Annotated in this window: 9 protein-coding genes; 6 read left to right on the top strand and 3 right to left on the bottom strand. The window is 52.4% G+C overall.

What is annotated here, in order from left to right:
* Positions 1-194: 194 nt before the first annotated feature.
* Together AACR41_RS09200 and trmFO are read left to right on the top strand one after the other, a co-directional pair.
* The gene (locus AACR41_RS09200) at positions 195-533 is read left to right on the top strand and encodes a DUF1830 domain-containing protein (RefSeq protein WP_030006887.1); all 339 of its coding nucleotides are present in this window, start codon (positions 195-197) and stop codon (positions 531-533) included.
* 130 nt (positions 534-663) lie between these two features.
* Positions 664-2,034: an FADH(2)-oxidizing methylenetetrahydrofolate--tRNA-(uracil(54)-C(5))-methyltransferase TrmFO gene (gene trmFO / locus AACR41_RS09195; protein WP_030006886.1), complete on the top strand. Its 1,371-nt coding sequence runs from the start codon at positions 664-666 to the stop codon at positions 2,032-2,034.
* Positions 2,035-2,204: 170 nt separating this feature from the next.
* Here the strand turns inward: trmFO and gltB are convergent, their stop codons facing one another.
* Positions 2,205-6,839 carry a glutamate synthase large subunit gene (gene gltB / locus AACR41_RS09190; RefSeq protein WP_045441848.1) on the bottom strand — a complete coding sequence of 1,545 codons (4,635 nt, stop codon included), beginning with the start codon at positions 6,837-6,839 and terminating at the stop codon, positions 2,205-2,207.
* A 439-nt stretch (positions 6,840-7,278) separates the two neighbouring features.
* Here gltB and AACR41_RS09185 point away from each other — a divergent pair, with 439 nt between their 5' ends.
* The 3 genes from AACR41_RS09185 to AACR41_RS09175 are packed head-to-tail and all read left to right on the top strand — an operon-like array spanning position 7,279 to position 9,447.
* Positions 7,279-7,992 carry a hypothetical protein gene (locus tag AACR41_RS09185; RefSeq protein WP_052349654.1) on the top strand — a complete coding sequence of 238 codons (714 nt, stop codon included), beginning with the start codon at positions 7,279-7,281 and terminating at the stop codon, positions 7,990-7,992.
* A 41-nt stretch (positions 7,993-8,033) separates the two neighbouring features.
* Positions 8,034-9,065, top strand: coding sequence for a phosphodiester glycosidase family protein (locus AACR41_RS09180; RefSeq protein ID WP_152550990.1), 1,032 nt, complete (start codon positions 8,034-8,036; stop codon positions 9,063-9,065).
* A 34-nt stretch (positions 9,066-9,099) separates the two neighbouring features.
* Positions 9,100-9,447, top strand: coding sequence for a c-type cytochrome (locus tag AACR41_RS09175; RefSeq protein WP_030006884.1), 348 nt, complete (start codon positions 9,100-9,102; stop codon positions 9,445-9,447).
* On the opposite strand, the gene AACR41_RS09170 is transcribed toward AACR41_RS09175, so the two are convergent.
* Together AACR41_RS09170 and AACR41_RS09165 are read right to left on the bottom strand one after the other, a co-directional pair.
* Positions 9,444-10,946, bottom strand: coding sequence for an MBOAT family O-acyltransferase (locus AACR41_RS09170; RefSeq protein WP_030006883.1), 1,503 nt, complete (start codon positions 10,944-10,946; stop codon positions 9,444-9,446). The genes AACR41_RS09175 and AACR41_RS09170 overlap by 4 nt on opposite strands.
* Before the next feature lie 49 nt (positions 10,947-10,995).
* A complete protein-coding gene (locus AACR41_RS09165; RefSeq protein ID WP_012307985.1) occupies positions 10,996-11,826 on the bottom strand; it encodes a BMC domain-containing protein in 831 nt (276 codons plus the stop codon).
* A gap of 110 nt (positions 11,827-11,936) precedes the next feature.
* Here AACR41_RS09165 and AACR41_RS09160 point away from each other — a divergent pair, with 110 nt between their 5' ends.
* Positions 11,937-13,016, top strand: a complete 1,080-nt coding sequence (locus tag AACR41_RS09160; RefSeq protein ID WP_030006882.1) for a RuBisCO accumulation factor 1 — start codon at positions 11,937-11,939, stop codon at positions 13,014-13,016.
* The last annotated feature ends 51 nt before the right edge of the window (positions 13,017-13,067 follow it).

Below are 13,067 nucleotides of genomic sequence, written 5' to 3'. Positions count from 1 at the left end.
TTAAATTACAAAAGAAAAATTCGGAAAACATCTTGCCAAAATGCGAATAGATAAAGAAATATCAAACTTTCAAGAAGAACTATTTTGCTTAGCTTATGTCTTTGTAGTAGACGTTACAACCATTGGGGATCAATCGGTGTTAGCTTATCATCGAGAGATATAAAAGACTATTTAAATATTTACCCAGGAATCCCATGGCTCAAATTCTTGATCCCATCCCAAATGATGACAACAAAGCTCTACTTTGCTGCTATGTAAATGCAACCAGTCAAATTCAAGTTGCGCGTATTACAAATGTTGAAGATTGGTATTTTGAGCGGGTTGTTTTTCCCGGGCAACGGCTAATGTTTGAAGCCCTCCCCCAGGCGATCTTAGAAATTCATACGGGGATGATGGCGAGTGCTATTTTATCGGACACGATCCCCTGCTATCGTCTGGCAATGCAAGAAACTGGCTCGGAAACAGATGAACCAGAGCCGGCCCCGGTGAATCAAGATATTCCTGCGGCTAGACCAGTGGCGATCGCCCCCTAAGTTTTTCCTTAAATTTTTGCCACGAGCCATCCTCCGGGGTGGTTTTATTTTGTCTTCCCCCATCGTTAAACCCCAAAGCCAAAATGTAAGATAGAATACCGCTCCTAACTCTATTTGACCTTGACCGCCCATGACTAAAACCCTGCCTTCTGTAACTGTAATTGGTGGTGGCCTCGCTGGCACAGAAGCCACCTGGCAAATTGCCCAAGCCGGGGTTCCGGTCACTCTCTATGAAATGCGCCCCATCCAAAAAAGTCCAGCCCACCATACCGCCGACCTCGCTGAATTGGTTTGTAGTAATTCTTTTGGGGCGGCCTCCAGCGATCGCGCCGCCGGATTGCTTCACGAGGAACTTCGTCGCCTCCAATCCGTGATCATCAGCACCGCCGACCAACACCGGGTTCCTGCGGGGGGAGCCTTAGCCGTTGACCGGGGCGTTTTTAGTCAAGATCTCACCCAAAAGCTTGCCGAACATCCCCTCGTCACCTTTCGCCGGGAACCCCTAGACCAAATCCCCAGCGAAGGAATTACCGTTTTAGCGACTGGGCCTCTGACCACCGCTGCCCTCGCCACAGAACTGCAACAATTCACCGGCTTGGAATACATGAGCTTCTTTGATGCCGCCAGTCCGATTATTGTTGGTGAAAGCATCAACCAAGACATTGCCTTTCTCGCCTCTCGTTACGACAAGGGAGAAGCTGCCTATCTCAATTGCCCGATGGATCAAGCCCAGTACCAGGCGTTTCGGGCGGCCCTTTGTGAAGCAGAGCAAGCAGAACTGAAAGATTTTGAACTGGAGACCGCGAAGTTTTTTGAAGGCTGTCTTCCCATCGAAGAATTAGCCCGCCGTGGTGAAGATACCATGCGTTTTGGCCCCCTAAAACCTGTGGGTCTTTTTGATGCCCGCCTTGGAGATTTTCGCGCCCCCGAAAATAAAGGCAAACGTCCCTATGCAGTGGTGCAATTGCGCCAAGAAGATAAACAAGGTCAACTCTGGAATATGGTGGGTTTCCAAACCAATCTCCGTTGGGGCGAACAAAAGCGGGTGTTCCGGATGATCCCTGGGTTAGAAAATGCTGAATTTGTCCGCATGGGCGTGATGCACCGCAATACGTTTTTAAATTCCCCTGAGTTACTCGAAGCAACGCTGCAATTTAAAAAACGCCCGACCCTCCTCGCCGCTGGCCAGTTGATTGGCACCGAAGGTTATACAGCAGCCGCAGCAGGGGGATGGCTCGCCGGAACCAATGCCGCGCGGTTAGCCCAAGGATTAACACCTTTGACCTTGCCGGAAACCACCATGATGGGCGCTCTCTTCGAGTTTATCCATAGTGCTTCCCCCAAGCATTTTCAACCGATGCCCCCCAATTTTGGGATTATTCCGCCCCTAGCAGAACGCGTACGGAGCAAGAAAGAACGGTATGGCGTTTATCGCGATCGCTCCCTCACTGACCTGGAGCAATGGCGGGAAGAATCTTGTCGTCCAGCCGCCTTGGTCTAATAATGTCGTAACGTCCGTCCCCCAGGTTCACCAAGATTTTTGACTCAGCAAGCGTACTTTGATGGTGCGCTTTTTTTTGTAGATGGAAGGGTAGGCGATCGCCAAAAAAAATCCCCCGATGATTACCGGGAGATTTACGGGTTAATTAGGCGTAATTCACATAATTCGCATTAAACAGAAGTGAGTTGCTTTGCCGCCGCATTAACATTGGCTTCAGGGCTATCGGCCTCAGAAGGAGGAACCACTTGCCAGAACTGGGGTAAATAGTTAGCCCAATTTGCAAGAATTGCCTTGGCTTTCAGGCTACCGGTTTTCTCGGCGTGGGCTGTGATCAGATCCTTCAATTGTTTTTCCCCTGCTGTAGTACCGACCCGTTGAATGTTCACAATCTCTGTATTCATCTTTTCGGGGAGAGTGTTGTGTTCATCGAGAATGTAGGTGAGGCCACCGGTCATCCCTGCGCCCACATTACGACCCACATCACCGAGCACCACAATTACGCCACCGGTCATGTATTCGCAACAGTGGTCGCCAGTACCTTCAACAACGGCTTTACCCTTCGAGTTCCGCACCGCAAAACGTTCGCCCGCACGACCATTCGCATAGAGGGTGCCCCCAGTCGCCCCGTAGAGACAGGTATTGCCGATGATTACGTTATCTGCCGCTGCATATTGGGACTGGGTTGGGGGAACGATGATAATTTCACCGCCATTCATCCCTTTACCCACATAGTCGTTGGCTTCCCCTTCGAGGTGCATGGTCATTCCCAAGAGATTAAAGGCTCCAAAACTTTGACCAGCAGAGCCTTTGAAGTTGAATTTGAGTTCTCCCTCAAAACCTTCATTGCCGTACTGCTTGGCGATAAAACCGGAAACCCGGGCACCGACGGAGCGATCAGTGTTGATGATCTTGATCTCTTGACTCAGGGAGCCTTGTTCACGGATGGCCTGTTGGACCGCCGCATTTGCCAAAATCTCATCGTCTAGGACAGGGCCATTACTGTGCACATCACCGTGATTCAGCCAGTCGCGATTGTCGCGGACATCTGGCAGGTTGGTCAGGCAATCTAGGACGAGACCACTGGTCTTCGTGAGCTTGACGTTTTCACGGGGCTTGAGCAAATCGGCGCGGCCAATAATCTCATTGAGACTCCGGTAGCCGAATTTGGCCAAGATGGCACGAATTTCTTCGGCGATGAAGTAGAAGAAATTAACCACGTGCTCAGGAATGCCCTTAAAGCGATCGCGGAGGCGCTGTTGTTGGGTTGCGACCCCGACGGGACATTGGTTTGTGTGGCAAACCCGCGCCATGATACAGCCTTCGGCAATCATCGCAATGGAACCAAAACCGTACTCTTCGGCTCCCATGAGTGCAGCCATGATCACATCCCAGCCGGTTTTTAGACCACCATCGGCCCGGAGGATAACGCGATCGCGCAATTGATTATCCATGAGGGTCTTGTGCACTTCGGTCACACCCAATTCCCAAGGGCAACCTGCGTGCTTAATGGAACTGAGGGGCGAGGCACCGGTACCACCGTCATGGCCAGAAACCATAATGACATCGGCATTAGCCTTCGCAACCCCAGCGGCAATGGTTCCAATGCCAATTTCGGCAACCAGCTTCACAGAAACCTTCGCGGCAGGATTGATCTGGTGGAGATCGTAAATCAGCTGGGCGAGATCCTCGATGGAGTAAATATCATGGTGGGGCGGCGGGGAAATGAGGGTCACACCGGGCTTAGAATTCCGCAGCATCGCGATGTATTCACTGACTTTTTTGCCGGGTAGTTGTCCCCCTTCACCAGGTTTCGCCCCTTGGGCCATCTTGATCTCTAGCTGACGACCACTCATTAAATATTCAGGGGTCACCCCAAAGCGGCCGGAGGCAATTTGTTTGATGGCAGAGTTGGCGGTGTCGCCGTTGCGCAAGCCGTGGAGGTGGGGCAAGGTCGGGGAATCACCGCTCGCATTCACATCATCAAGGATCTTAAAGCGCACGGGATCTTCGCCCCCTTCGCCGGAGTTGGATTTGGCACCGAGGCGGTTCATGGCGATCGCCAAGGTTTCATGGGCTTCCCGGGAAAGGGAACCTAAAGACATCCCACCGGTGCAGAAGCGTTTAACAATACTTTCTACGGACTCGACTTCACTGAGATCAATGGCTTGGCGATCGCTCTTGAAATCAAGTAAATCCCGGAGTGCCGTCGCCGGGCGATTTTCTAGATAATCCTGATAGTTGCCGTAGTGATCAAAGGCTTCCTGCTGATCGTCGTTGTAAGCTGCCACCGCCTTATGGAGGGCCTTGGTCATTTCAGGGGAATTCATGTGATATTCACCCCCCTTGCGGTAATTCACAAAGCCATAATTGGCCAGTTTACTGCCGGAAAGTTCAGGGAAAGCACGACTATGGAACGCAATCCCTTCCTGGGATAGGTCGGCGAGGGTCATGCCACCCACCCGGGACGTGGTGCCCTTGAAGGCGACATTAATCACTTCCATGCCGAGGCCAATCGCTTCAAAGATTTGGGCACCATGGTAGGACTGGAGCAGGGAGATCCCCATCTTGGACAGAATTTTTAGTAGCCCCGCTTCAATGGCATGGCGATAGTTATCCTGGGCTTTTTCGATGGTCATGGCCGGAATTTGCTCGGCGGCCATTTGCTTCTGGACCCGGGGAATATGCCACCAGTGACGGACGGCTTCTAAGGCGAGGTAAGGACAAACGGCAGAGGCTCCATAACCCACGAGACAGGCAAAGTGATGGGTACTCCAACATTGGGCGGTATCGACCACAATGGAGGCACTCAAGCGGAGGCCAACGCTGATGAGGTGGTGATGCACTGCCCCCACTGCCAAGAGAGGTGGAATAAAACTGTGGTCTTGATCGACGGTGCCGTCGGTGCGATCGCTCAGGATAATAATTTTATTGCCAGCCCGAACGGCAGCTTCCGCCGCTGCACAGAGGCTTGTGAGGGCACCCCGGAGACCATCGGGGCCATTGGCGATCGCATAGGTCGTTGCCAAGGTCGTGGCCCCCAGTTGGCTATCCCGGACCCGTTGCAGTTCTGCTTCGTTGAGAACGGGGCTATTCAGCTTGAGCACCTTGGCATCTTCGGTGCCGCAATCCAAGAGATTACCCCGTTCGCCGAGGTACATATTCAAGGACATGACCAGGCTTTCCCGCAGGGGGTCAATGGGGGGGTTGGTGACCTGGGCAAAGCGTTGCTTAAAGTAGTCGTAGAGCAGACGGGGCTTGTCGGACAGTACCGCCAGGGGAATGTCATCGCCCATGCAGAAGGTCGGTTCTTTGCCCATCTCCGCCATGGCATTGATGATCATCTCAACGTCTTCGGCGGTGTAGCCAAAGGCCGTTTGGAGCCGGAGCAGATCGGTTTCGTTTTGCTGGCGATCGCCAACGAAATCTTGGGATTCGAGGACTTGACGATTTTCCTTGAGCCAGGTGCCATAGGGTTGGGATTCAGCAACCCGCTGTTTGATTTCCCAGTTTTTGAGGAGTTCTTGGGTTTGGAAATCAACGGCAACCATCTGGCCAGGGCCGAGGCGACCTTTTTCCACAATATCTTCGTCGAGGACATCCACAACCCCCGCTTCCGAAGACACAAGAATATAGCCGTCCTTGGTGATGCAATAGCGGGCCGGGCGTAAACCATTCCGGTCTAGGGTTGCACCGACAGTTTTACCGTCACTGAATACGAGGAGGGCCGGGCCATCCCAGGGTTCTTGCATACCCGCGTAGTAGTCATAAAAATCGGTGATTTCCGGGTGTTCTTTGAGGCTGGGTTGATTTTGATAGGCTTCTGGCACGAGGATCATCGCCGCTTCCATGGGCGATCGCCCAGCCCGAACCAACAGCTCCATCGCACTGTCTAAATTGAAAGAATCACTATTATCGGTATTGACAATCGGGTGGAGGGCTTCAATATCATCCTTGTTCCAACCGGGAATTTCGAGGATATTTTCCCGGGCCTTCATCCAGTTGATATTCCCGATGAGTGTATTGATTTCCCCGTTGTGACCCAACAAACGCATCGGGTGCGCCAGGGGCCACTTAGGCATGGTATTCGTGCTAAAGCGACGGTGGTAAACCGCAAATTCACTCTTATACAGCGGGTTGGTTAAATCCTTGTAGAACTTGCCCAAGACTTCTGACTGCACCATGCCCTTATAAACGATGGTGCGACAGGACAAAGTACACACATAGAAAACATCGGTGAGGTGCTTCCCAATTTCCGAGCGGGCAATGTAAAGGGCTTTATCCAGTTCATCGCCAGTCAATCCCTGTTCCGAGACCACAAACACCTGCTTCATCTGGGGTTGGTTTTCCCGGGCCTGAATACCTAGGGTTTCTGGGGCCACAGGTACATCCCGCCACCCTAAAATTTTGAATTGACGACGGGTTAGCACATCTTCAACTAACGCTTTTGCCGCTGCACATTCTGCTTCAGCCTGGGGGAGAAACACCATCCCAACGCCGTAGGTTTCGGGGGCTGGCTGGGTAATCCCCTCTGCTTGGAACCATTCAGCAAATAATTCGTGGGGCAACGCCGTCATCACCCCTGCACCATCACCGGATTCACGGTCGGCGGTACAACCACCCCGGTGCTCCATGCAGCCGAGGGCCGTCAGGGTTTGTTCAATTAATTTATGGGTTTTGCGACCATCTTTATAGGCCAAAAAGCCAACACCACAGGCATCCCGTTCTTCCACAAGCCAACGGGGACCAGTGTAGTAGTTTGTTGTTTCTTGATGATTGTTTTGGGAGAAGGTGCCTTGATGGTTCATTATGTCTCGGTCCATAGGTTAGGAATTTTAGGGTAGAAAAAACCTGGTGTGCTGTGGGGAGGGGACGTATTTTTGGGGACGACTGGCCTCTACACGAACCCACTGGAAATGCTTGACTAGAAATCTCCGTTGGGCTTATTTAGAATAGCGATATTTTGTCGGACGTCAAGTTTTGGGGACGATGATCTCTATCCACTGCTGATCATTCGTGGCTTTGGGCAGGATTTTAGCGACTGCATTTCCCCAGAGGATGACGTTAACGCTCTTTAATTTTTAACTTGACAAAATCTGCGCTAAAGACAGCGTAGCAATATTATAGGAAATAAATTCATTTAACAATAGGGAATACCGTTAAAGGGCAGTCGTTTGGGGGGCGTGAAACATTTCCCCTGGGATAAAGTCAGTGTTTGTTGATGTTGTAAGGAAAGAGTAGGCTTTGATGGGATTACGTCGTTGGCAATGGTTCTTGGGGACAGTGGGTTGTTTTGGGCTGAGTTTTGGGACACCTAATTTGCTGGTGGGAGACTTGGCAAGTCCGCGGGCGATCGCCAATCCCGTGAGCCTTAATACCCAAATCCAAGCCAAGGGCAGTCAAATTCGCCTCAATGGTCAAACCCTCCGGGGAGCCTGGGCCCAATGGTCAGAAAATGGCACGGTGCGTCTGGGGATTGAGTCGATGACCTTGGAAAAAACCCTGGGGATGGAATTGGGGAATGGCCTCGATTTGGGACAACAACCAGTCACCTGGTTCGACAATACTCCCTACCAATTGCCGATTCGCTTTGCCGCTCCCTACCGTTACCTCGATGTGACCGCTTTGGCCGCAGCGCAACGGTGGCAGGCTCGGCCCAACGGCAATGTCCTTGAGCTGACGACGCCCAAGGGGCAAATTTTGAGTGTCCGCCAGGGGCAACAGACCTGGGGCACGCGCTTGGTCATTGATCTAGACCGGCCTGTACTCTGGCAAAAGGTGAGCCCCACAAAACTGCGGCTCCAGAGTGATTATGGAGTGACGGCCCAACGGCTTAGGGGGCAATTAACGGCGAATGCACTGCCGTTTACCCTCAATGATAGCAATGGCTTAACGGAACTTGTGTTTAAGGCTGGTACCCCAGAGATCCAGGTCTTTAGTTTGGCGAATCCCCCCGCCTAGTGGTCGATTTGCGATCGCAACCAGAAAATCAAAATCGGTCTGTGCAATGGCTCCCCGGGGTGCAGTGGCGACAGGAAAATTTTGCGGCCAGTTCTGGGCCTGTGCGGGTGACTTGGCTCGAGATTGACCCCACCCAACGGCAACTCCAGCTTAAGCCAATCACTCCAGATAACAACACAATCGTAGGGTTAGCGCCCCTGTTGATCCAGGCAGAAACCAATCAGGCGATCGCCGCCATTAATGCGGGCTTTTTTAACCGCAATAACCAGTATCCCCTGGGAATTGTCCAAGGCAATCGAGCTTTGCGTTCGGGGCCGATTCTCAATCGGGGGGCAGTGGCCTGGGATAATGCGGGCCGCTGGGAATTTGACCGCCTCAAAGTCGAAACCGATATTGTTGCGGGCAATGGTGAACAGGTCGGGGTTGAACTGATCAACAGCGGCTATGTGAAAGCCGGGGCCGCCCTGTATGACCGTGCCTGGGGCAGTCGTTACACCACAGCCGTTGATAATGAAATTGTGCTGACGGTGATGACCTCTGGGGGCCGCGACCAGGTCATTCGCCAGGAAACGGCGGGGAAAGCGGGCCAAAATAGCTATGAAATTCCCCAGGGTGGTTATTTGTTGGTCTTCCGCTCCTTTCGCACCGGGGCGGCCAAATTTCCCGTGGGGGTGACCCTAGAACGGCGACCCAGATTTACCCCCAATAGTTTTGCCACGTTACCGAATATTGTCGGTGGTGGCCCGCTCCTCCTGAAAAATGGTCAGGTTGTTCTCAATGGCCAAGCAGAACAGTTTAGTACGGCCTTCAATATCCAGTCAGCTTCCCGCAGTGCGATCGCCAAAACCCGAGACAACAAAATATTGCTGGTGACCCTCCACGGCGCGGCAGAAGAAACGGCCGGGGCAACCCTCAACGAATGGGCGAATATTCTCCGCCGTCTGGGGGCCACGGATGCCTTGAATTTAGATGGAGGTGGATCTTCGGCCCTCGCCCTTGGTGCTAATTTAAGCGATCGCCACCCCACTACCGCCGGACGGGTTAACAACGGCATCGGCTTGTTTTTAGAATAGAACCGACGCACACTAATCCCTGCCCGAATTACCGATGAATAAACGCCTTGTCCAAGTCATTGTCTTTGTGATGATTGTTCTGTTGCTGGTGCCCCTCCTGGCAACCCCCGCTTTCGGTGCTGATCTCGACCAGGGAGCCCAGATCTTTGAAGCCCATTGTGCCGGCTGTCATCTCAACGGTGGCAATATCGTCCGGCGCGGCAAAAATCTTAAAAAACGGGCCATGGCGAAAAATGGCTATACCTCCGTAGAGGCGATCGCCAATCTCATTACCCAGGGGAAAGGCAATATGTCCGCCTACGGTGACAAACTCAGCTCCGAAGAAATCCAGGCCGTCTCCCAATACGTTCTCCAGCAATCCCAAACCGACTGGAAATCTTAAAAATCAAAGTAAATGTAAGGAATATTCCCCTCTGGCCCAAAAATCAAAATACCGTAGAAACAGAGGGGAATCAGCGCCACTTTGAGGCCCCAATTCAGTTGCAGTTGCCACTGGCGTTGCACTAGATATGCTCCTCCCATGCCCAATAGGAGCAAACCCAACAGCACCAAAAAATCAGGTCTTGCTAAGCCAAGCCCCTCCAAATAAATTTTTTGGGTAAATTGCAGATCCCCCGGGTAATGCCACAGATGCCGCAAAAGCAAGACAGCACGGGGGCCATCTGGTAAACGGAAGGGAATCCAACTCAAAAACACGAACGCCTGGGTCAAGAGCCATGCCCCCAGTATTCCCGGCAGCGACGCCCAGAAATTCTCTAACCACAGCCAACGATTCGCAAACCATTGTCCCAATCGATGAATCCCTAGGCCCAAACCATGGAGACAACCCCAGAGGACATAACCCCAGGCGGCCCCATGCCACAATCCGGCCAAAAACATCACTACAAAAAGATTGGCACAGGTGCGCCCCAGACCTCGCCGAGAGCCTCCCAGGGGGAAATACAGATAGTTGCGTAGCCAATCGCCTAGGCTGATGTGCCAACGTCGCCAAAATTCTGCCAAACTCGTTGAAAAGTAAGGGAAATCAAAATTTTCGGGGAGCTGAAAACCGAGCAACTTAGCACTGCCCAGGGCCAGATCCACATAGCCGCTAAAGTCAAAGTAAAGCTGGAGGCCATAGGCCAGGATAAAAAGCCACAGGTCACCGCTGCCTGCCCGTTCGAGGTTATTGGCACAAAGTTCCACAAAAACCCCCAGATTGTCGGCGATGAGGACTTTTTTCACGGCCCCGCTGGCGATGAGCCATAATCCTTCGACCCCTTCGTCGAGTAATAAGCCTGCGGTTCTACGGCTTTGCCCAGAAAAAATATGAAAGCGAGTAATCGGCCCCGACAGGAGTTTAGGAAAAAATAATTTATAGCTGCTAAATGTCAATAGGGACTGGGCTGCGGGCGCCCCCCGGTACACATCTACCAGATAGGCGATACATTCAAAGGTGAAAAAGGAAATCCCCAGGGGCGCGATTAGGATTTCTGGGAAGGCGATCGCCCATTGCTCTAGTCCAGGCCAGGGCCAGAGCACCGCTAGATTCTCCAGGGTAAAAGGAATATATTTAAACCCGAAGAGCACCGCCAGATTTAGAAAAATACCTAAGCCCAGCCAATACCCAGGCTGCCATTGCCACAATCGAAAAGCTTGCCGCAAAGACTGGGGGCGATCGCCCGCTGGGCCTTGGCGCACGAGGAGTTTACCCCAAAAAAAGTTTAAGACCGTCAGAGCTACCAGCAACGGTAAAAATTGCGGTTGTAGCAGGCTATAAAACAAGACACTAGCCAGTAGCAGCAGCCAGCGTTGCAAAGGTGGCCAAAACCATCCCAAACCCCAATAGCTCACCACTGTTCCCAGGAGGAAACAGCCATAGCCGAAGGATACCAGCCTCATTGGTTCGTCAAAAAAACATCAGGGTCACCATAGCAGCCCTGTCTCGGAATTAATAGCCCTGGCCCGGATCAAAAGGTTCTACAATTTCGACTTCAACGGCCTTTTCAATTTCTGGTTCCGCCTCAATGACCAAAGGAGCCGACACGGGTTCTAGTTCCGGTAAGGCGATACGCTGGGGTGCTTTTTCTTTCACAAGGTCTGGCATTGGTTCTGCCTTATCTAGCCAGTATTCCGCCACCGGTAACGTGTGCTCTAGATCCTCTAGCAGTCGCGGAATAATCATCACCGCGTGGAGCTCACCGATCCGTTCTGCTTCGTGCATCCCCGCATCAATGGCCATCGCTACGTTGGAAACAGTCCCGCGAATAATCGCCGTACAAAGCCCATCACCAATGGTTTCATAGGAGGCCAGTTGTACATCAGCGGACTTTAACATCGCGTCGGCAGCCCCCACCATCGCCGGAAAACCACGGGTTTCTAGGAGACCAATGGAACGATTACTCAAGCGACTATAACCCCGTTGCTGCTGGGCAATTTCTGCCAAATGACTGCCAATGGGAAAAATGGCTTCGAGGTTTGGCAACGGTCGGGGAATGACTAATTTAGAAACGTATTGATCAAACTGAGCGGCGGTGCGCGCCCCCTCTTCGACGGCCAGGCGGACATCTGCTGTTTTCCCCCGAACCACGGCTGTACAGTAGCCGCCCCCAGTTTTTTCGTAGCCGACAAGGGTAACTGCCGCTGACTTGAGCATCATGTCCGCAGTGCCCACAATTGCCGGAAAGCTCTTGGTGGAAACGAGTCCCAAGGCACAATCTTGAAACGGATGCGCACGGTGGGGTGCTTGGCGGAGGGGTTGCCGACGGGCAGGAAAATTCATAGGAACTGGGGGAAGGATCGGTTTAGAACAGTCTCGCTTTATGATTAAGTTTATCGGGCAAATACTGATTTACCTATCATTTTACGTTATTCCACTTTTGATTCGGCTTTATGATTGGACAACCGCAATCTCCAGAACACAAACTCTCCCCCGAGGAAACGGACGCTTTATTCCGGTCACTACTCCACAAGGAAGGGACTTGGGTCGAGTGGGGCGTCGGTTGCCAAAAACTCCAGCAGTCAGGCCATAGCGCCCAGGAAATTTTCGAGCAGACAGGTTTCCAGACGGCCCAGCAAAATATGATCATTGTGGCGGCCCAGGTGTACCAAAGCATCGCAGGTAGTGGTGTGCCCGAAGATCTGCTGGCCTATTGCCGTGGCCCCCGCTCTGATGTGCTGTATGAGCTACGGATCTTGAGTCATAGCCAAAGGGCGATCGCCGCCCAGGTGTGCCAGGCCAAAAGCCTTGAATTTGATGGAGCAAAGGAACTGGCCCGGGCGATGCAAGAGTTTGCCCGCTTACCCCAAATTCCCGACGGTTTCACGGAACACCCTGGGGATGCCGTTGCCTACCAAGCCTGGCGCTCCGCCAAGCAAAAAAAAGATTTACAAGACCGTACCCGCCTCATCGCCAAGGGGCTAAAGTTTGCCCATTCTGCCACGGCCCGGCAAAAAATCGAGCAACTCCTCAGTGACCTCACCACCAGCCCCAACAAGGCGGCTCCACTCCTCCCCCTCTACCGTTACGACGAAGACACCAATGTTCCCCTGCTAATTCCGGTGGCGGGATCTTTACCGTTAGAAAGCGATCGCCTGTTGAGCGTGCCTCCCCTCAAGCAAGCGTCTCCTTTTAATCTCGTGACAGTTGCCGCAGCGACAAGTCTGGTGCCGCTACCCAGTTGGCAAAATGTGCTGACAGCGGGAGATCCGGTAGTGATCTTCCACCAAACCGATCAACTGCCCCAGCCCATTCCCGGTAAGCCAGAACCCGTTTTGATTTTGCTCGATCGTCAACAAACTGTTTGGAATGACAACAGCTATTTTGCGGTGGATGCCGATGGCAAGGTGGAATTGGGTTGGTTTGCCGAAGCACCGATCGCCAAAATTTTAGGCCAAGTCCTCTTGGTGATGCGCCCGAAAAAAATTCTCGATGAGAATAACCTCCGGGAACCCTGGCAAATGGACGATTAAGCGCAAAAAATGCTGCTTTTGCCCGAATTTCTCTCTATTTAGCGCCAAAAT

Source organism: Picosynechococcus sp. NKBG042902 (genome assembly GCF_963864045.1).
In the GTDB taxonomy this organism is placed as follows: Bacteria; Cyanobacteriota; Cyanobacteriia; order Cyanobacteriales; family MRBY01; genus MRBY01.
The sequence above is the reverse complement of the archived record's forward strand: the minus strand, read 5'-3'. Positions and strand labels throughout refer to the sequence as shown.

Bases quoted from the DNA above. Each gene is read 5' to 3' on its own strand.
- AACR41_RS09185 (WP_052349654.1), top strand. From the start codon at position 7,279: ATGGGATTACGTCGTTGGCAATGGTTCTTGGGGACAGTGGGTTGTTTT.
- trmFO (WP_030006886.1), top strand. From the start codon at position 664: ATGACTAAAACCCTGCCTTCTGTAACTGTAATTGGTGGTGGCCTCGCT.
- AACR41_RS09170 (WP_030006883.1), bottom strand. From the start codon at position 10,946: ATGAGGCTGGTATCCTTCGGCTATGGCTGTTTCCTCCTGGGAACAGTG.
- AACR41_RS09160 (WP_030006882.1), top strand. From the start codon at position 11,937: ATGATTGGACAACCGCAATCTCCAGAACACAAACTCTCCCCCGAGGAA.
- AACR41_RS09165 (WP_012307985.1), bottom strand. From the start codon at position 11,826: ATGAATTTTCCTGCCCGTCGGCAACCCCTCCGCCAAGCACCCCACCGT.
- AACR41_RS09200 (WP_030006887.1), top strand. From the start codon at position 195: ATGGCTCAAATTCTTGATCCCATCCCAAATGATGACAACAAAGCTCTA.
- gltB (WP_045441848.1), bottom strand. From the start codon at position 6,839: ATGAACCATCAAGGCACCTTCTCCCAAAACAATCATCAAGAAACAACA.
- AACR41_RS09175 (WP_030006884.1), top strand. From the start codon at position 9,100: ATGAATAAACGCCTTGTCCAAGTCATTGTCTTTGTGATGATTGTTCTG.